Annotated in this window: 14 protein-coding genes and 1 tRNA gene; 5 read left to right on the top strand and 10 right to left on the bottom strand. The window is 33.9% G+C overall.

Annotated elements, in window-relative coordinates; translation table 11 throughout:
* Positions 1 to 69: 69 nt before the first annotated feature.
* The 3 genes from purL to OYT91_RS07325 form a co-directional block, all read right to left on the bottom strand.
* Positions 70 to 3,723: a phosphoribosylformylglycinamidine synthase gene (purL, locus tag OYT91_RS07335; RefSeq protein WP_281240122.1), complete on the bottom strand. Its 3,654-nt coding sequence runs from the start codon at positions 3,721 to 3,723 to the stop codon at positions 70 to 72.
* 112 nt (positions 3,724 to 3,835) lie between these two features.
* Complete coding sequence (locus OYT91_RS07330) at positions 3,836 to 5,683, bottom strand: endonuclease (protein WP_281240121.1); 1,848 nt, start codon at positions 5,681 to 5,683, stop codon at positions 3,836 to 3,838.
* A 192-nt stretch (positions 5,684 to 5,875) separates the two neighbouring features.
* The gene (locus tag OYT91_RS07325; protein ID WP_281240120.1) at positions 5,876 to 7,408 is read right to left on the bottom strand and encodes a hypothetical protein; all 1,533 of its coding nucleotides are present in this window, start codon (positions 7,406 to 7,408) and stop codon (positions 5,876 to 5,878) included.
* A gap of 117 nt (positions 7,409 to 7,525) precedes the next feature.
* On the opposite strand from OYT91_RS07325, the gene OYT91_RS07320 reads away from it, so the two are divergent.
* The 5 genes from OYT91_RS07320 to OYT91_RS07300 all read left to right on the top strand — a co-directional run bounded on the left by OYT91_RS07320 (position 7,526) and on the right by OYT91_RS07300 (position 10,527).
* Positions 7,526 to 7,954 carry a hotdog fold thioesterase gene (locus OYT91_RS07320; protein ID WP_281240119.1) on the top strand — a complete coding sequence of 143 codons (429 nt, stop codon included), beginning with the start codon at positions 7,526 to 7,528 and terminating at the stop codon, positions 7,952 to 7,954.
* 2 nt (positions 7,955 to 7,956) lie between these two features.
* The gene (locus OYT91_RS07315; RefSeq protein WP_281240118.1) at positions 7,957 to 9,033 is read left to right on the top strand and encodes a chorismate-binding protein; all 1,077 of its coding nucleotides are present in this window, start codon (positions 7,957 to 7,959) and stop codon (positions 9,031 to 9,033) included.
* Between the two features lie 80 nt (positions 9,034 to 9,113).
* Complete coding sequence (gene bshB1, locus OYT91_RS07310) at positions 9,114 to 9,830, top strand: bacillithiol biosynthesis deacetylase BshB1 (protein ID WP_281240117.1); 717 nt, start codon at positions 9,114 to 9,116, stop codon at positions 9,828 to 9,830.
* Positions 9,831 to 9,907: 77 nt separating this feature from the next.
* Positions 9,908 to 9,981: transfer RNA gene (locus OYT91_RS07305), tRNA-His, on the top strand.
* 333 nt (positions 9,982 to 10,314) lie between these two features.
* Positions 10,315 to 10,527, top strand: coding sequence for a hypothetical protein (locus tag OYT91_RS07300; protein WP_281240116.1), 213 nt, complete (start codon positions 10,315 to 10,317; stop codon positions 10,525 to 10,527).
* A 207-nt stretch (positions 10,528 to 10,734) separates the two neighbouring features.
* On the opposite strand, the gene OYT91_RS07295 is transcribed toward OYT91_RS07300, so the two are convergent.
* The 7 genes from OYT91_RS07295 to OYT91_RS07265 form a co-directional block, all read right to left on the bottom strand.
* Positions 10,735 to 11,832, bottom strand: a complete 1,098-nt coding sequence (locus OYT91_RS07295; RefSeq protein ID WP_281240115.1) for a PAS domain-containing sensor histidine kinase — start codon at positions 11,830 to 11,832, stop codon at positions 10,735 to 10,737.
* Between the two features lie 240 nt (positions 11,833 to 12,072).
* Positions 12,073 to 13,089 (bottom strand): M28 family peptidase, encoded by a 1,017-nt coding sequence (locus OYT91_RS07290; protein ID WP_281240114.1) that lies wholly within the window; start codon positions 13,087 to 13,089, stop codon positions 12,073 to 12,075.
* Between the two features lie 29 nt (positions 13,090 to 13,118).
* Positions 13,119 to 13,892: a dienelactone hydrolase family protein gene (locus OYT91_RS07285; protein WP_281240113.1), complete on the bottom strand. Its 774-nt coding sequence runs from the start codon at positions 13,890 to 13,892 to the stop codon at positions 13,119 to 13,121.
* 95 nt (positions 13,893 to 13,987) lie between these two features.
* Entirely contained in the window at positions 13,988 to 16,186 is a 2,199-nt protein-coding gene (locus tag OYT91_RS07280) for a penicillin acylase family protein (RefSeq protein ID WP_281240112.1), read from the bottom strand.
* A 1-nt stretch (position 16,187) separates the two neighbouring features.
* A complete protein-coding gene (locus tag OYT91_RS07275) occupies positions 16,188 to 17,054 on the bottom strand; it encodes a cyanophycinase (protein ID WP_281240111.1) in 867 nt (288 codons plus the stop codon).
* Between the two features lie 28 nt (positions 17,055 to 17,082).
* The gene (locus OYT91_RS07270; RefSeq protein ID WP_281240110.1) at positions 17,083 to 18,174 is read right to left on the bottom strand and encodes a cyanophycinase; all 1,092 of its coding nucleotides are present in this window, start codon (positions 18,172 to 18,174) and stop codon (positions 17,083 to 17,085) included.
* A gap of 11 nt (positions 18,175 to 18,185) precedes the next feature.
* Positions 18,186 to 18,638 carry an Lrp/AsnC family transcriptional regulator gene (locus tag OYT91_RS07265; RefSeq protein WP_281240109.1) on the bottom strand — a complete coding sequence of 151 codons (453 nt, stop codon included), beginning with the start codon at positions 18,636 to 18,638 and terminating at the stop codon, positions 18,186 to 18,188.
* Positions 18,639 to 18,820: the final 182 nt, after the last annotated feature.

Raw genomic sequence — 18,820 nt, 5'->3', positions numbered from 1 at the left:
TTGTAGATAAAAAAACTCATTCGGTTATTCGAATGAGTTTTTTTGAAAATATTTGGAACAGAAAATGGTTTATTTTTTATCCAACCAATTTTTGGCATTCACAAAGGCTTCATGCCAAGGCGAAACTTCATCGTTTCTGTCTTTTGGATAATGTGCCCAGTTCCATTGAAAAGTTGAACGCTCAATGTGTGGCATCATTACCAAGTGACGACCTGTTGAATCACATAGCATTGCCGTGTTGAAATCAGATCCGTTTGGATTTGCTGGATAACTGTCGTAGCCATATTTTCCAACAATATTGTAGTTTTCTTCACACATTGGTAAATTGAATTTTCCTTCACCATGCGAAACCCAAACACCCAATGTGCTTCCTGCCAAAGTAGACAACATTACAGATTTGTTTTCTTGTATCGTTACTGACGTGAAAATACTTTCATGTTTATGACTTTCGTTATGAAGCATTTTTCCGTGAACTTTATGTTCTGGATTGATTACTTCCAATTCCATAAACAATTGACAACCGTTACAGATTCCAACTGATAAAGTATCTTCTCTTTTGAAAAAGTTTTTCAATGCTGTATTTGCTTTTTCATTGTATTTGAATGCTCCAGCCCAACCTTTGGCAGAACCTAAAACATCCGAATTCGAGAATCCACCAACAGCTCCAATAAACTGAATGTCTTCTAGATTTTCACGTCCCGAAATCAAATCGGTCATGTGAACGTCTTTCACGTCAAAACCTGCTAAGTACATCGCATTGGCCATTTCACGTTCAGAATTACTTCCTTTCTCGCGAATGATTGCCGCTTTCGGTCTTGGTTTTGAATTATCTATTACTGGTGCTTTACCCGTAAAGTGTGCAGGGAAAGTATAGTTTAATGCTTGATTTTTGTAATTATCGAATCGCGCTTGGGCAGTTCCGTTTTTGGCTTGTTTTTGGTCTAATAAGAAAGAAGTTTTAAACCAGATATCTCTGTATTTGGCAATGTCTAATTTACAAGGGCCAAAGTCTAAAGTAGCTTCGGATATTGCAGTTCCTAATTTGAAGAAAGAAACGCCATTTGCTTTTAATTTAGCTTCAACAGTTTCGTCTGATTTGGCTTGGAAAACTACTGCAATGTTTTCGGCAAAAAGATATTTGATAATGTCTTTTTCTTCAAAAACAGAGAAATCAATTTTAGCTCCCAAATTCACATCTGCAAAACACATTTCTAATAAAGTAGTAATCAAACCACCGCTTCCGATATCGTGTCCTGCCAAGATTTGATTGTCTAAAATCAATTCTTGTAATGTGTTGAATGCATTTTTGAAGAAAGCAGCGTCTTTAATTGTAGGAGCATCGTTTCCAATAACATTCAATGTTTGTGCCAAAGAAGAACCTCCTAGTTTAAAGTCGTCTTGGGACAAATTGATATAATAAATAGAACCTCCGTCTTTTTGCAAAACAGGCTCCACTACTTTTCTGATATTGATACAATTTCCACCTGCAGAAATTATTACCGTTCCCGGTGCAATAACTTCGTCGTTTGGATATTTTTGTTTCATCGAAAGCGAATCTTTTCCAGTTGGGATATTGATTCCTAATTCGATTGCAAAATCCGAACACGCTTCAACAGCAGCATACAAACGAGCATCTTCTCCTTCGTTTTTACAAGCCCACATCCAGTTGGCCGAAAGAGAAATTCCTTTCATTCCGTCTTTTATAGGAGCCCAAACAATATTAGACAAGGATTCGGCAATTGCTGTTCTTGTTCCAGCAACTGGGTCAATCAAAGATGCAATAGGAGAGTGTCCAATTGAGGTTGCAATTCCTTCTATCCCTAGATAATCTAATGCCACAACACCACAATTATTCAATGGCAATTGCAAAGGACCAGCACATTGTTGTTTGGCTACTTTTCCACCTACACAACGGTCTACTTTGTTCGTTAACCAGTCTTTACAGGCAACGGCTTCCAGTTGTAAAACTTGCTCTAAATAGGTGCCAATATTGTTTTTATCATACGTTAAACCACCATAGTTGTAATCGATAGTGGTATCGGTCATAACTGTTTTTGGAGAACTTCCGAAGAAATCTTCCAAAGCATAGTCCATTGGTTTCAAACCTGTAGTTTTTGACTCGAAAGTAAAACGGTGGTCACCAGTTACGTCACCCACTTGATACATTGGCGAGCGTTCTCTATCTGCAATTCGTTGTAAAATATCGATATCTTTTTGTCCAATTACCAATCCCATTCTTTCTTGAGATTCGTTACCAATAATTTCTTTTGCCGAAAGGGTAGGGTCACCAACAGGTAATTTGTCCAAATCAATTAATCCTCCAGTTTCTTCAACCAATTCCGAAAGACAGTTTAAGTGTCCTCCAGCTCCGTGATCGTGAATAGAAACAATTGGATTATTATCGCTTTCTACCAAACCACGAATGGCGTTGGCAGCACGTTTTTGCATTTCCGGGTTGGAACGTTGTACAGCATTCAATTCGATTCCAGAACCAAAAGCTCCAGTATCAGCTGAGGAAACTGCTGCTCCACCCATTCCGATTCTATAATTTTCTCCACCAAGAATAACAATTTTGTCTCCTTCTTGTGGTTTCTTTTTTATAGCTTGATCTAATTTTCCGTAACCAATTCCACCTGCTTGCATGATTACTTTGTCGTAACCAATTTTGCGGTTGTTTTCTTCGTGTTCGAAAGTCAAAACCGAACCGGTAATAAGCGGTTGCCCAAATTTATTTCCAAAATCTGAAGCTCCATTCGAAGCTTTTATCAAGATGTCCATTGGAGTTTGATACAACCATTTTCTTTCGGCTACAGCATCTTCCCAAGGACGATTTTCTTCTAAACGAGAATAGGAAGTCATGTAAACAGCAGTTCCTGCCATTGGTAATGAACCTTGTCCACCTGCTAAACGGTCACGAATTTCTCCTCCCGATCCAGTTGCAGCTCCGTTGAAAGGCTCCACTGTTGTTGGGAAATTATGTGTTTCAGCTTTTAAAGATATTACCGAATCAAATTCTTTTATTTCATAAAAGTCAGGTTTGTCGGCAGTTTTTGGAGCAAATTGTTGTACTCTTGGTCCTTTTACAAAAGCTACGTTGTCTTTGTATGCCGAAACAATATCGTTAGGGTTTTCTTGAGATGTTTTTTTGATTAATTTAAAAAGAGATGTTTCTTTTTCTACACCATCAATTATAAAAGTTCCATTGAAAATCTTGTGGCGACAATGTTCTGAATTGGCTTGTGAAAAGGCGAAAATTTCCGAATCGGTTAACTTTCTACCTAATTTTGTTGCTAAATTATCTAAATATTCTACTTCTTCAGCACTCAGCGATAACCCTTCGGATTGGTTGTAGGCAGCAATGTCATCAATATCTAAAATCGCTTCGGGTTGAATGTGTATGGTAAAAATATCTTGATTCAACTCGGTGTATTTTTGCGAAAGCATAGGGTCAAAATCATGGAAATCTGCCGTAACTCTTTGGAATTCTTCAATACGAATGATTCCAGAAATTCCCATATTTTGGGTAATTTCTACTGCATTGGTACTCCAAGGTGTTATCATAGTGGCACGAGGTCCAACAAAAAAATCCGACAAAACGGATTTTTCTATTTTATTGGAGTCGGCAAAAAGCCAGTTGAGTTTTGAAATATCTTGAGCCGAAATTTCGTTTTGCGTATGTACTGCAAAAACAGTTTTGCTTTGGTTTTCAAAGAAATGAATCATTGTTGTGTAGTTTGTTGTATTGAAAGGTGCAAATTTAGTTAATTAAGATTAAAAAAGGAATAAAAAAAAAGCGACAATTGTGTCGCTTTTTTTTAAGATGCTAAATTTATAATTAGTTGATTATTATCTTTTTATTGGTTGTTTTAGAATCGTCGGTAATTTTAACGAGATAAATTCCTTTTGGAAGATTGCTTATTTGTACTGAAGATTGCTTTATATTTTCTTTACTATAAACAGTTTGACCTAACATTGAAAATATTTCGATAGCATAAGTTTTGTTAGAATTGGTATAGGAAACGGTGAATTCACCATTTGAAGGATTCGGGTATAAAGCGATTCCATTGGCTTCTGTAACAATTTCCTCTTTTGTTACTTTGGTGCTTATTTTGCTGCCAAGATTAGTGCAAGTATCTGTAGTAAATGAATCCCATTGAGTAGATAAATTAAATGTAGTGCTCGGTGAAGTAACAGTTGATTTTCTTCTCAAAGTAACATCGGCTGCAAAGTTTGCGGTTCCACCATTGAAAGTTCCAATAACGTCAATAAGCACTCCATTTTTGAATAAGCCTACTGCATCGTTTCCATTAAAAGTTAATTCGGTTGCTGCTGTAGAAATATTGGCTAAACTTATTGAATAACAACTTGAGGCAATTGAACTGTTAACAATAGTAAATTTACTGCCACTATTTAATGTGCCAGATAAAGCTAAACCTGTACTCCAAGCTCCAGCTCCATTGGTTTGTTTTTTAACGGAATAAACAGATAAATTAACAGAGGCTCCAGTATTATTTGCAATTTCTAATGCTTTGTTATTGGACGAACCTTCAATATATTCAGAGAAAAGTAATTCTGTTCCAGTTCCTCCACTGCTGTTTGTAGTTGCAGATACGGTATTGCTAGATGCTGATGTATTTCCTGCTGCATCTTTTGCTTTTATGTAAAAAGAATAAGCTGTTGAGGCTGTTAGTCCTGAAATGGTTGCAGTTGATGTGGCAACAGTCGTTTTCAAAACAGAATTCATATAAACATCATAACTGGCTACTCCAACATTATCTGTAGAAGCAGTCCAACTTAATGAAACCGAAGTTGCTGTTTTGGTAGTGACTGCTAAACTTGATGGTGTTGTTGGCGCTTGTGTGTCTGAAACTGGAGTAGTTCCTCCCCAAATAGCTTGAACGTATTCTGGGTGGTCAATATAAGGGTTTCTGTTGTTTTGTTTGGTGTAAATGGCATTATTTCTTGCAATTTCTCTTGCACTTACAGGGTCTTGTGCGTTCCAAGTTAAAAGTAAATTTAGAAATGCAGTTGTGAATACCTGATTAGATGTTCCGTTAAACATGGCATAAGAATATCCAGAAACCGTATTTTCATAACGTGTTGCAAAATAGAAATACATTCTAGCAATATCACCTTTGAATTCATTTATCGGTTCAAAAACAGTACCAGTATATCCAGAAACCGAGCTTGAACCTAGTTTACTTCCGTTTAAAGATGTCCATGTCGCTGTTGCTACTGTTCCATGCGGGTAATTGGAACGTTGTCCGTTTACTTTTCCGTCTGTTGGTGTAATAAAATGGGCATCAGATACCATTGGAGTAGCCGAATTAAATACGGATTGCGGTATGATATGCTCTCTGTTGTAACAATCACCTTCGGTAGAATAGGTTCCGCATCTTTGAGTAGATCCCGAAGTGTAATTGTACGGATCTGTTGCAGATGGTTTCTCGGAGTACATATCTAAAATTGTTCCGTCATTTTCATAAAAATTATCAATATCAGAACTTTGATAAGTAGTATATAAACCTGCATAACCATTATCAGTATGCCCTTTAATGATATTGTAAAGTTGGGTTTTTAGAGTATAGCCTGTACCAGTTGCCGTTGTGTAATAACCACTTGGAATCTGCGCAATTCCTATAGCAAAGGACAATAAAAATAATAAAGAGTAAATTTTTTTCATAATTTAAAAAATTAGGTTATTAGTGTTGTGGTAATAAATATAAGCCTGATTGTCAGGTTAGTATTTGTTTTTCAAAAACAAAAATATAATTTTTTGTATTATAAAAGGTTAAGAAAAGGTAATAAAATTATGTTTTTTCTGATTTTTTTAAATAAGATTATTAAGGGTTTATTGTCAATGAATCTTTTTTAACTATTTTGATTTAGGAAAGGGTTTGCTTTGATATGCTCCTAAATCTGGTGGTAGAACCCTTGTAATTCCAATAATATCTAGTGGAACTAAATACGTCGAATTTCCTTTTGCGAAAGCGGAAGAAGTATTGTCTATGTTAAAATTATTAATATTTGAATTAAAGAATTTTGGGTCTTTATTGAGGATTATTGCATTGTAATGAATCGGATCTGTATCGAATTGATAATCTGCGTCTTTTGTATATTTATTGTTGGTATTGTTGAATTTAATCAAGCAATTGTTGAATTGATATTCAAAAGCAGCTCCTGTTTTTTTATCCAAAAGAAGTTCGTTAGAAAAAGAGCCATAAATAATGCAATTGTTGAAAGTTGCTTGATTAAGGTCTTTTGTCTCGGGAGTTGCTCCAGTATTATAATTGCTAATGTATAATGCAACTTGTTCTGGACTAGACCAGTCGTTGTTGAAAGTGCTGTGGGTAAATTTGTAATTCCCTCCATACGTACAGGCCAAACTTGCTTGCCCAGTATAATTAATGACGATATTTTCGGCTTCAATTAAAGCATTTTTGGCTTGAATTCCATAATGTGTACAATTGTAAATTTGTGTATTTTTTATAGAAGTAGTGCTGCCATTATTACCGTCGATTAATAATCCAACTGTTGCATTTTTTAGTGTAAGATTTTGGATTTTGTTATTGGTGCTTCCATTTTGTAACCAAATTGTTCCCCACTGGCCTGGTATATAAGCAAAATCAGGTTGCTGACGATCATTGCTAAAAATGATTTCATTTTCCAGTTTATCTGTAGTTGAATTGGTTCCGTTGATCTCAATTGAAGCATTTTTTGGGACAATTAGCCCAGAATCGGCATGAAAATAAACTCTTGCACCGGGTTCAAAAGTTACTGTTTCTCCCTCTGGTACTGCAGCATAACCATAAATTACATAGGCTTTTTTATTGGTAAAAAGGAGTTCATTGCCATGAATGGGATCGTTTTTGTCCAGATAAAAACCGTTTATTTTTTCATTTCCATTCGGTAGCGTTTCTGTTGTACCATCTGAATTACGGTTGGGGTATAATAAAATAGCATCTTGAACTAAAGTTACTAATTCTACCTTTTGAAGATTAGTGCCTCCATCAAATTCGATTTGATCTGTGTATAAAAACTCAGAAGGGGTAGTGTTGTCACTCTCTACAGTGGTTTCTATAAAAATATACAAACTGTCTTTGGCTAACAACGTAACATTTTCAAATATTTTGCCTTGATTACCTTGTGCGCCATCAACACTCATCCGATACTTTGAGTTTAATCCTTTACCGAATTTAATAAGGGGAATATTGATGTCATTTTTGGAATGGTTATAAACTTTGAGGGTAAAGGTGCTTGAACTCAAATTAGTAAAAACGGTGTCTAAATAAACAGTATCTTTAGAAAAAGTCAAATCACCAGAACTTGGAATGGTTTCAAAATCAGAGCGACAAGAGCAGAAAGAGAATAGGATTCCAATTAAAAAAAGCAAGGTGATGTGGCGCATAATTTTTATTTTTTGTAAAAATAGCAATAAAATAGATTTTTAGTTTCTTTAGCATTCCATTTATTTCTTTTTTGAATTATCAAATTAGCGTAATTTTACATTCTTTAAATTCAAGATATGGTAATAGACAAAGATAAAATGCTCGAATATTGCAATGCCTTTTCCAAGAACACTTTGATGGAAACGCTTAAAATCGAGTTTATAGATGCAGGAGAGGGATTTCTTGTTGCCAAGATGCCTGTTGATTCGGCTGTTCATCAACCTATGGGATTATTGCATGGAGGCGCTTCAGTGGCGCTGGCAGAAAGTGTGGGAAGTGCTGCATCCCATTTTTTTATTAATGATAAAAATCAAGAAGTGCGTGGTATTGAGATTTCGGCTAACCATTTGAAGAGTATTCGTGAAGGTGTTGTTTTTGGGACAGCGCGTATCATTCATAAAGGACGAAGTTTGCATCTTTGGGAAATTAAAATCACGGATGAAGCGGGAAATTTAATTTCACTTTGCAAATTGACGAATATGGTTTTGACACGAGAGACTAAGTAATTATGAATGATTTTTTTGAAAAAGTAATTCTACAACTAGAGCAAAAACTTCCATTTGCTATGTATTGCAAACCCAATTCAGATACTGTAATTGGTATGTTTCAGCAAAATGATGTTTTAAGTGAAATTATCGATTTTACGGAGAAAGGTTTTGTTTTTGCTCCTTTTGATGGGAATGAAAAATATATAATCCTAGAAGAAAATTCTGTTATAGAATATTTTATTATTGATAAAAAGGAGTTTTCGGAAATTGAAATGAAGTTTGTTACTCCAGATAAAATTGTAAAACAAGATTTTGAAGCATTAGTAAACAAAGGAATTGAAGAAATACAGAATGATGTTTTTCAAAAAGTTGTTTTGTCCCGAAAAGAAAGTATTGACATATTTGATTTTGATTTGGTTTCGACTTTTGAAAATTTTGTTCAATTGTATCCAGCGACTTTTGTTTATTGTTTTTATCATCCTAAAGTAGGATTGTGGATGGGCGCTACACCAGAGCAATTGATCAAAGTAAAAGGTGCTTTTTTTGAAACTATGGCTTTGGCAGGCACGCAAAAAAGTATTGGTAATGAAGAAGTAGTTTGGCAAAATAAAGAAAAACAAGAGCAACAATTTGTAACAGATTTTATTGTTTCTGAATTGAGAAAGGTTTCAAAATCAATTCAGATTTCAAATCCATATAGTTTAAAAGCAGGGAGCATTTGGCATATAAAAACGGATATTTCGGGAGCATTAAATTCTGTCCGAAATTTGAAAGAAGTGATTGCTTTATTACATCCAACTCCCGCCGTTTGTGGTTTGCCGAAAGCTGAGTCGAAAAAATTCATTTTGGATAATGAACCTTACGATCGGAGGTTTTATACTGGTTTTTTAGGGGAAATGAATAGTAGTTCTTCAATAAATGAAAACAGTTCTGATTTGTTTGTGAATTTGCGTTGTATGGAAATTGAGACTAATTTGGTAAACAGCATAACAAAGGTCAATTTATTTATGGGTTGCGGTATTACCAAAGATAGTATTCCCGAAAAAGAATGGGAGGAAAGTCTAAACAAGTCAATGACAATGAAGAGGGGGCTTTAGAATGCGGAATTTAGAATTTAGAAAAAATATTATAGAGAATTGATTTTAAATTTTCTCTTTTTAACATTAAAATAAAACAGATGAAATTAGATATACTAGCTTTTGGTGCACATCCCGATGATGTAGAATTGGGATGCGCTGGTACGATCCTAAAAGAAGTTTCTTTGGGAAGAACAGTTGGAATTGTTGATTTGACCCGAGGCGAGCTTGGAACGCGTGGAACTGCTGAAATTCGAGATCAAGAAGCAAATGCCGCAGCCAAAATTTTAGGAGTTTCTGTTCGAGAGAATTTGAATATGCGAGATGGGTTTTTTGTTAATGACGAAAAACACCAATTAGAAATTATAAAAATGATTCGAAAATACCAACCCGACATTGTGTTATGCAATGCGATTGATGATAGACACATTGATCATGCAAAAGGGAGTAAATTGGTTTCGGATGCTTGTTTTTTGTCCGGTTTGTTGAAAATTGAAACTGTTCTTGATGGCGAGATGCAGAAAGCGTGGCGACCGAAAGTGGTATACCATTATATGCAATGGAAGAACATTGAACCTGATTTTGTTGTAGATATAAGTGGTTTTACGGATAAAAAAATGGATTCAATTTTAGCTTATCGCTCCCAGTTTTATGATCCAAACTCAAATGAGCCAGAGTCACCCATATCGAGTAAAAACTTTATGGAAAGCTTGAATTATCGTTCTAGGGATTTAGGAAGGTTAACTGGAGTAGAACATGCCGAAGGTTTTACTGTTGAAAGGTATTTGGTAGTCAATAGTTTAGGAGATTTAATGTAAATTTGTTGAATTTTTTTTGATTTTTTGTTTGTAGAAGTAAACATTTGTTCTATATTTGCAACCGCTAAGCGCAAATGGTGGTTGTAGCTCAGCTGGTTAGAGCATCGGTTTGTGGTACCGAGGGTCGCCGGTTCGAACCCGGTCATCCACCCAAAAGTCAAAAGCCTTGAAGAAATTCAAGGCTTTTTTTGTGGAACAAAGAGATCAAGTCAGGATCAGGTCCAAAAGTTGGGGATTAAGCAAAAAGGGATTATTGTAGACCCCTAAAAAATTAAAATTAGAAATAAATTTTTTTTTAGAAGTTCATAGAAGAAATATTTATTTATAACTTCCAAAAACACAAATAAATATTTTTTTGTATTTGAACGGGAAAATATTACATATGAACAATTATGTTGTTAAGTTTTTTATGATATTAATAAAAAAAGATAACTTTGTGATGTATTAATCAATAAATCAGTTTGTTATGAAAGGGTATTTATTAATGATCGGAAAGGTATTGGGAGCACTGTTGTTTTTATTTATGTTTACTTCTTATGAAAAGAAAGATAATTCTTCAAACGATAGGGTCACTATCTGTCATATTCCTCCAGGAAATCCAAGTAACGCACATGAAATAGTAGTTAGCTCAAATGCAGTGCCTGCACATCTTGCTCATGGTGATTATTTAGGCAGTTGTTCTAATGATGATGAGTAAGGAATATTTTTTGAAGTATGAATTGTAAAAAGAAACTGTCCGAAAAATTACTTTTTTCGGACAGTTTTTTGTTTAGTGATTTGAATATTTATGTTTTGATTTGTTTATTATAATAATAAAAATGTAAACTGTTTTCATAAAGCATTTGCTTACTCAATACTAATTTTTTGTTGAGTAAAGTTTTGTCCTGTAATTTTATTGAACTGATTATTTTTTAAAGGATATTGTGAATTTTGCGCCCTCATTAATTTGGCTCTCCACTTCAATTTTACCTCCCAAACTAGTAATATGGTTGTTTATTAAATAAAGACCGATTCCTTTGCTATCAATATGGTTGTTGAATTTTTGATGCAAACCAAATACTTTGTCTTTTACAAGCTCCATGTCAAAGCCTATCCCTTCGTCTGAAAAATACAATTGATCTGTATCATTATATCTTTTAGAATAAACAGAAATAGTGGGAGAACAACCCGGTTTGGCATATTTAATGGAATTTGTTATTAAGTTTAGAAATATACTTTCTAAGTAGGCTTTATTAAAATAGACTTTTTCTAATTCACTAAAGTTTATAGAAATGGAGACTTTTGAATTTTTTATTAAAGAACTAATTGACTTTATGACTAAATTTAGAGATTCACCTAGGTCTAATTCTTCAATTTGTATAGTCATGTTGTCTTCTTGAATTAAAAGATCAACATAATCATTTAAAGTAAGTTTTAAATTTTCGCTGGTTGATTTCAGCATTTCTATAAATTGTAGTGTTTCCTGATCTTCAATTTTTGAAAGATCTAGTATGTCAAAAATTGACAGAAGATTGTTTACAGGTGATCTTAAGTCGTGTGAGCTAGTATAGCTTAATTTTTTTAAATCTTTGTTAATTTTTGTTATGTTTGAAAGTAGCAAGTTTCTTTCCTCTTCCAGTTTTTTGTTGTGAGTTATATTTTTGGCAATTGCATAAACTAATTTTTCTTCTGCGATTGGCATGGATGACCATGAGAGCCATACAATTTCACCACTCTTTGTTACATATCGATTTTCGAAATTCAAAAGCGGTTTATTGTTTAGAAGTTCATTTCGAACTATAGTGGTATAATGTCTGTCATCAATATAGACAAATTCATTAATTGGTTTAGAAAATAATTCTTCATTGGTATACCCTAATAATTTAGAAACAGCTGGATTTATTTTTACAAAATAACCATCAAATCCAGCAATGCATAACAAATCAGCTGAAAGTTCGAAAAAATGTTCGAAAATATAGTTGTTGTTAGGATTTAAATTTGAATTGAACTTTTCTGTTATCATTTGATTTAAGAATTTTCTAAATTTTTATTGCCAATTAAAAGGATTGCAAAAAAAAACTGTCTAGTATTTATCGAAACTAAGAGTCATTATGTATATTGTTTAATGGAATTTTGACGATAGCCCCTTTTTTTAAAGACTATTATCTGTAATTATGGCTGTAATGTAATGAAAAAAGAGCTTTGAATTGTTTTAAAACTCTTTTTTTAATTAATTGTAAGTAGAGAATCACCCCTAATTCAACTATTGAATCGGTTTGTCGACTACGATTCTGTCTGGTCTATTGGCTAAATCCCAAGCAATTGTAAAAGCAAGTTTTGCTCTTTTTGCCAAAGCATCATATTCAATTTTGTTTGGTTCATCTGATTTTTGATGGTAATCAGCATGTACACCGTTAAAAAGGAATACAGCAGGAATACCATTTTTTGCAAAATTATAATGATCTGAACGCTCATAGAAATGATTTGGATCTTTCGGGTCATTGAATTTGAAATCTAAATCAAGTTTTGTGTATTTTTCGTTTTGTGCAACAGTAATGTTGTGTAAATCGGTTGACAATCTATCTGCTCCAATTACATAAACATAATTATTGGTATTGGTATGTTCTACATCGCGACGACCAATCATATCGATATTGATATCGGCAACAGTATTTGAAATTGGAAACAAAGGGTTTTCTGAGTAAAAACGAGAACCGTGTAAACCGTGCTCTTCGCCAGTGACATGCAAGAATAATAGAGAACGTTTAGGGCCATGACCTTCTTTTTTAGCTTTTTGAAAAGCTTCTGCAATCTGTAGGATTGCAACAGTACCTGAACCGTCATCATCGGCACCATTGTAAACATCACCATTTTTCACGCCTACATGGTCGTAATGAGCAGAAATGACTATTACTTCGTCTGGTTTTTCGGATCCTTCAATATAGGCCCAGATGTTTTCAGAATCGGGTAAGTTTTCGTTTCGCTTAGCATTTAAGTAGGTAGCAGGAATTGGTTGATAATAGTTTTTAGCACCTTTTGGAAAAGATATTTGACTTTTTTTGTATTGTTCAATTAGATATTTTCCAGCTTTTTTTTGGCCTTTGGATCCTGTATCTCGGCCTTCCATTTCATCAGAAGCAATTATGTAGAGTCTTGTCTTTAGTTTCTCTGCAGTAATAGTATTCATGTATTGGATTGTGGGGTCAATGTTAGCTTCTTTTTTTTGAGCAAAACAGGAAAATGTTGAGATAAACGCAATTATAGCAAGTGCTTTTTTCATTTAGAATTGGAGGAGTTAAATTTGTTATTTTATTTTTTTAATACTTCATTTAAAAATAATTTGAAATGTTCAAAAGATCGTTTTGCAGCTTTTTCATTATAAGCAGCTCCTTTTGAATTGTCATTTCCAGATTCTGGATTGGTAAAAGAATGAACAGCATTGGCGTAATAAATCATTTGCCAATCGGCTTTTGTATCTCGCATTTCTTTTTGAAAAGCTAAAATCTCTTCTATAGATTCATAAGGATCATCGGCTCCGTGGCATATCAAAACTTTTGCGGTAATTGGTTCAGTGGCACGAAATTCGTCTTTGGCTAAACCTCCATGAAAAGATACAACACCTTTTACATTAAGATGGCCGCGAGCTGCCTCAAGTGCTCCAGTTCCTCCGAAACAATATCCAATGACTACAATATTTTCTGGATTGGCTCCAGCAAGTATTAATTGGTTTAAAGCTAATGAGATTCTCTTTTGGTAAGCTTCATAGTTTTTTTTGTAAAATCCTGCATTATTTCCAGCCTCATTGTTGTCTTTTGGATAATTTCCTTCTCCATAAATATCAGCAATAAAGGCATAATAGCCCATTTTTGAAAGTTTATCAGCAGTGTCTTTAGAGAGTTTATCAATTCCTTTCCATGCTGGTAAAATTAAAATCCCTGGTTTTTCTGTGCTTTTTTTTGTCGGGGCGATTTTAAAACCATTTAGAATTTGTTTATCATCTTTGTATTGTACGGGTTTTAATTGTGAAAAAGTCTGATTTGTAATTGATAATAAGAAGAATAGTAAAAATTTTAAATTTTTCATGGCTTTAGTTTTTACAAATATCAGAATAATAATGATATAAAAAAACCTTGAAAGTTACTTCTTTCAAGGTTCTATGAGATTGATTTATTTTGGAATTATTCACCAGGGTGATAAGTACGTTCAGCATTTTTTTGAACGTCTTCTTTGTAAAATAATACATCTTTGAATTGTCCTTTTTGATATGGTATTGCTTGATCCATAAAATGTTTCGATTTTGGATCACCACTGTTGCCTCCCGCTAAAAGTGATTTTGCTGTTACCTTTGTTCCAAATTCTACTGCACAAACAAAGCTATTTCCATTATAACCATACCGTTTTTTGGTACTGTTTTGATACGCGCTTTTGTATGCAGGTAAACTGCCCCACAGCGCAGATCCGTTGCCAATTGCTAAGCTTTCAAGGTTGTCATTGTATGTTAAATCTATGTCGCCAGAGGAGCGCTGAAATCTGTTGAGTTCGCCCCAAGGAATTTGCCAAGTACCAAATTTTGTTTTTAACTCATTTACGACAGTTTGCAATTGCGGAATTAGTTGGTCAGCTGTTGCAGTTTTGGCAAATTGAATGGTATTTTCAACTTGGTCCATTTCACCTTCATCGATATATACTTTTTGAATGATCGGATTAAGTTTGTACGCCCACTCATTGGTCAAAGTTGTAGCAACAGAGTTTTCATTGGCATAATAGTCCCATTTTTTTAATAAAGTTATAGGTTCTATTAATTCAGTATAAATTGGATTTTCGGGTTGTATGTTTTTTTCAAAACTCGCAATCAAAGCAGGGACTAAAACTTCAAAAATAGAAAGTTTGGAGTCATATCCATCTGCAATTATTTTATCTAAGGTATAATTTTTTCCTTGGCTTAAAATACGGACGGCGTTTATTCCTCTAAAGTTTTCGCCATCGGGTGCCATATACGGCAAGTAATTTTCTTCTTTTGGACTATTTATTCCCGCAACGCTATAGGGTGTCGAATTGCAATTTTGCAGCCAACCATTTGCAGGATTAAAAAGATGAACAGTTTCGGATGGATTATGTAAACCTTTCCATTGTGTTGCTGAAGTAGTTCCGTCCATCACTTTTGCCCAATTTAAGTTTTTGTCCCGAATCGGAATAAAATTTCCGTGCCAGTATCCGATATTTCCTTTATTGTCGGCATAAACCGTATTGTTTGAAGCATTGGCTTTCAATTCCATTGCTTTTTTATAGTCATCAAAGTTTTTGGATTTTGTACGAACCCAACTTTGTTCTAAGCTTTTCATGGAACGGTTATTGGACTTGAGACTAATCCATTTTCCATCTCTTTTGGCCATTATTGGACCATTATTGGTAAAAAAAGTAGTAAATGTTTTTGGAATTAATTTGCCATTTTCTAGATAACTAATGGTGATTTTCTTTTCTATAACTGGATATAATTTGGTGTCATATTGATAAAAAAGTTTTTTGTTTTTTGTTACTATTTTTTCGGCGTACATATCGGCAACATCGACATTGGATGAAGTATGCATCCAACCACAATTTTCATTAAATCCTTGATAGATAAAAAATTGTCCCCAAGTTACGGCACCATAAGCATTCAAACCTTCTTCGCTATTGATTTGTATTTCGGGTCTAAAATAAAAAGTAGTGTGTGGATTAATATACAAAATAGCATTTCCACTGGCTGTTTTTGAAGGAGCGATAGCAAAACCGTTGGAACCTGTTTGCATATCTTTTACTTTTTCGATATAAGCAAATTTGTCATCACTTCCGTAAAAGGATTTTAATTCAGCGTTTGATAAATCTGCTGTACTAATAGCGCCAATGCTACCATCTGTCCAAAGTAAAGGAAACCAAGGTTCAAAATGAGTAAGCATTAATGGTTTTACTTCAGGATGTTTGTATAAGTAGTAGTTAATACCATCTGCATAACTGTTTAGTAATTTTTTTAACCAAGGAGCTGCATTCTTATAATCGGCTTTGGCCTCGTCTACATCAATTAATAAACGGGTCTCTAAGTCATTATATAAAACAGATTGTCCTTTTATTTCGGCAAGTCGACCAAGTTTGTCTATATAATTCATTTCGACTCTCTTGAAATCATCTTCGCATTGTGCATACAACATTCCAAAAACTGCATCTGAGTCTTTTTTTCCATAAATGTGAGCAATTCCCCAATTGTCTCTGATAATAGTAACTTGTTGAGCAATTTTATTCAGTCTATTTATTTCTTTACTATCCAGTTTTTGAGCCAAACCAATTGTTGAAAAACAAATAAATAGAATTCCAACTTTTATATTTCTTCTAAAGATTTGCATATTACTTGATTTTAAATTTTTGACCTTCATAAAAAACACCCATTTCAAGACTTTTTATTCCTATCGTATTATTTCTTGGTCCTTTTGTAATTTCTTTTGGATTTTGTACCACAATAACTTCGCTTTCACCCGCAATTTCAATTTCTTTATTGCGTACAATTATTGCGGTGCTTTCATCAATACCAATTCCGATGTGAGTTGGAAATTCAATTAAACCGGAAAGGAGTCTATTGTAGCGGCTTCTTTTAAGGAAATGTTGGTCTATAATTACGTTTTTAATCAATCCTAAACCTTCGGCAGTTTCTAGATTGTTATATCGAATGTTGTCAAAAGTTTCGGTATATTTGGTTTCTAATTTTTGATTTCCTGTAATCATGTGTTCGCACATAACCGCAGCTCCAGCACTTGTTCCAGCAATGCTGGCGCCATTTTGATAGGCTTGATGAATGGCTTTGAAAACGGGAGTATTAGCTACAACTCCCATAAAACGTGTTTGGTCTCCACCACTAATAAATATTATTTTTGCTTTTTGTAAGGAGTCAACTAAAACTGGATTTGTTGCCGTTTGTTTGTCGAAATTTAGCATTACAATTGGGTTGGAAGTCAATTTTTGTACTTGTTCTTTGAAATATATATAAGCACTGTCTGGTTCTTCACTTGACATGGGCAGGACAACGATATAATCTTTTTTCTGTAAACTCGAAATGGATAAAAGTTGACTCATTAGTTTATCAGAGCGTTTTCCTCCTCCAATAATGAATAATTTCCCTTTAGGAGTTTGGGCTTGATTGTAATTACAAAACAAAAGTAGTAGTAATAGTGTGAATAATTTGAAAATAGTTGTAGTAGTAAAAAGGGTAGTTTTCATAGCTGTTTTGTTTTAGAAGGATTTAAAATTATTCAATAGTAAGTACACCATTTGTACTGTACATATTTTTAGTAGTTCCTCCTGAAACGGCAGTCCAATTGGTAAGGTCAAAATTTCCGTTGCCAGTAGTTGAATTTCCAACAATGGTATATACTTGAACAGCTTTTTTGTTCAAAACCCAATTTAGAGCGGTATTTGTAGTGCAGTTTTCTGGGGCACCTTCTTTTGCAATTAAAAAATAAGCGGAACCGATTCCAAAAACTGTTGCTATGCCATTTTCATCTATGCATACAGCTGTTTCTTCTTCAACACCAATTCCTTTTGGAGTTGCAATAGAAAAATCTTTCATCAAACGAGCCAAAAAAGTAAAGTGTCTGCCTTTTCTATCTGGATTGTTGTAATGAGTATCTGTAATGGTATTTTTTAAATACGGGTTGTTTACAAAATCTCTTTGTAGCGTCATGTCGACATTATAAGGATTTGTTAGTGCTTGGTCCGAAGTTACAGAACCTTTTTCGGCGGTATACATGGCCTCGCCCATAATGGCACAACCTGCACTTGTTCCTCCGATTGGAATTTTCTTTGTCGCAATTAAATAATTTAGGGCATCTTCAACTAAAGTATTTTTCCAATAATTAATATAATTGGATTGATCTCCTCCAGCAATAAAAACCATTTCGGCTTGTTTGATTCTTTCAGCTACTTTTGGATTATTGGCCAATTCAATACTGTTGATTAATAAAGTTTCAACCGAATTTACTTGGCTTTTTGCGTCAACTTTAACCAAGTCATAAAGGTATTGATTGTAACCTGTGCCGCCAGTTGATCTTAGAATAATGACATCACCGCCTTTGCTTTTGTTGATCATCCATTTCATGGCAGCGTCAACATCTGTCGATCCACCCATTAAAACAGTACCAAAACTTGACGGTGCATTTACATTACTTGTGTCTCCTACAATACCAATTGATGATGGTAGTTTAAAAACGGGTTTTGGAGTAGGAGAGGGGCTTGGTTCATTTGAACTACTATCACAAGATAAAAGTGTAAATGTTAAGCTAAAATAAGTAATGGCAAGTGTTAATTTTCGGATTGTTTTAATGAATAAATCTGAGGACATTTTATAGTGGTTTATAAAGTTACGTTTCGCTTAAAAGCACAACCTAACTCGATTATAGAATCGGTTTTGGCAATGCCTGGAATATTATCTATTTTCTCATATAGTAATTTTCTCATGTGTTCGTGATCTTTTGCTATCAGTTTAATGTATAGTGTGAAAGATCCTGTAATGTAATAACATTCGGTTACTTCGGGTATGTTTTTCAAAGCTTCAATAACTTTGTCAGAATCTTGATCTTTGTTTAAAGTGATTCCAGTAAAAGAACCCCAATCATAACCTATTTTTTTTTCGTTTAAAACGGGTTTTATTCCTACAATAATTCCTTGTTCTATTAGTCTATTGATGCGTTGATGCACCATAGTATTTGATATTTTAAGATTACTCGCAATTGCCGAAAAGGCCATTCTACCATCTTTTTCTAATTCTTTAATGATGCTGATGTCAAATTCATCTAATACGTCCATATCTGGTTTTTTAAGTTAAAATCACTTTTTTTTAGAGTTATAAAAGTAATTATTTTTTATTCATATCCTATATTAATCTGTAAAATGAATTATGAATTGGCCAAAATGACTTTATTTAAAATGAATTTAAAAAATATTTTCTTTATTTAGATTAAATTTAAGTCAAAATTAGTATTTTATTT

It is taken from the genome of Flavobacterium praedii (assembly GCF_026810365.1).
GTDB classification, from domain to species: domain Bacteria; phylum Bacteroidota; class Bacteroidia; order Flavobacteriales; family Flavobacteriaceae; genus Flavobacterium; species Flavobacterium praedii.
Note: the sequence above shows the minus strand (reverse complement) of the source record. Positions and strands in the feature narration are given on the sequence as shown.

Excerpts from the sequence above, each read along its gene's own strand:
- OYT91_RS07280 (WP_281240112.1), bottom strand. The coding sequence starts at position 16,186 with ATGCAAATCTTTAGAAGAAATATAAAAGTTGGAATTCTATTTATTTGT.
- OYT91_RS07275 (WP_281240111.1), bottom strand. The coding sequence starts at position 17,054 with ATGAAAACTACCCTTTTTACTACTACAACTATTTTCAAATTATTCACA.
- OYT91_RS07320 (WP_281240119.1), top strand. The coding sequence starts at position 7,526 with ATGGTAATAGACAAAGATAAAATGCTCGAATATTGCAATGCCTTTTCC.
- bshB1 (WP_281240117.1), top strand. The coding sequence starts at position 9,114 with ATGAAATTAGATATACTAGCTTTTGGTGCACATCCCGATGATGTAGAA.
- OYT91_RS07290 (WP_281240114.1), bottom strand. The coding sequence starts at position 13,089 with ATGAAAAAAGCACTTGCTATAATTGCGTTTATCTCAACATTTTCCTGT.
- OYT91_RS07325 (WP_281240120.1), bottom strand. The coding sequence starts at position 7,408 with ATGCGCCACATCACCTTGCTTTTTTTAATTGGAATCCTATTCTCTTTC.
- OYT91_RS07315 (WP_281240118.1), top strand. The coding sequence starts at position 7,957 with ATGAATGATTTTTTTGAAAAAGTAATTCTACAACTAGAGCAAAAACTT.
- purL (WP_281240122.1), bottom strand. The coding sequence starts at position 3,723 with ATGATTCATTTCTTTGAAAACCAAAGCAAAACTGTTTTTGCAGTACAT.
- OYT91_RS07270 (WP_281240110.1), bottom strand. The coding sequence starts at position 18,174 with ATGTCCTCAGATTTATTCATTAAAACAATCCGAAAATTAACACTTGCC.
- OYT91_RS07300 (WP_281240116.1), top strand. The coding sequence starts at position 10,315 with ATGATCGGAAAGGTATTGGGAGCACTGTTGTTTTTATTTATGTTTACT.
- OYT91_RS07285 (WP_281240113.1), bottom strand. The coding sequence starts at position 13,892 with ATGAAAAATTTAAAATTTTTACTATTCTTCTTATTATCAATTACAAAT.
- OYT91_RS07265 (WP_281240109.1), bottom strand. The coding sequence starts at position 18,638 with ATGGACGTATTAGATGAATTTGACATCAGCATCATTAAAGAATTAGAA.
- OYT91_RS07295 (WP_281240115.1), bottom strand. The coding sequence starts at position 11,832 with ATGATAACAGAAAAGTTCAATTCAAATTTAAATCCTAACAACAACTAT.
- OYT91_RS07330 (WP_281240121.1), bottom strand. The coding sequence starts at position 5,683 with ATGAAAAAAATTTACTCTTTATTATTTTTATTGTCCTTTGCTATAGGA.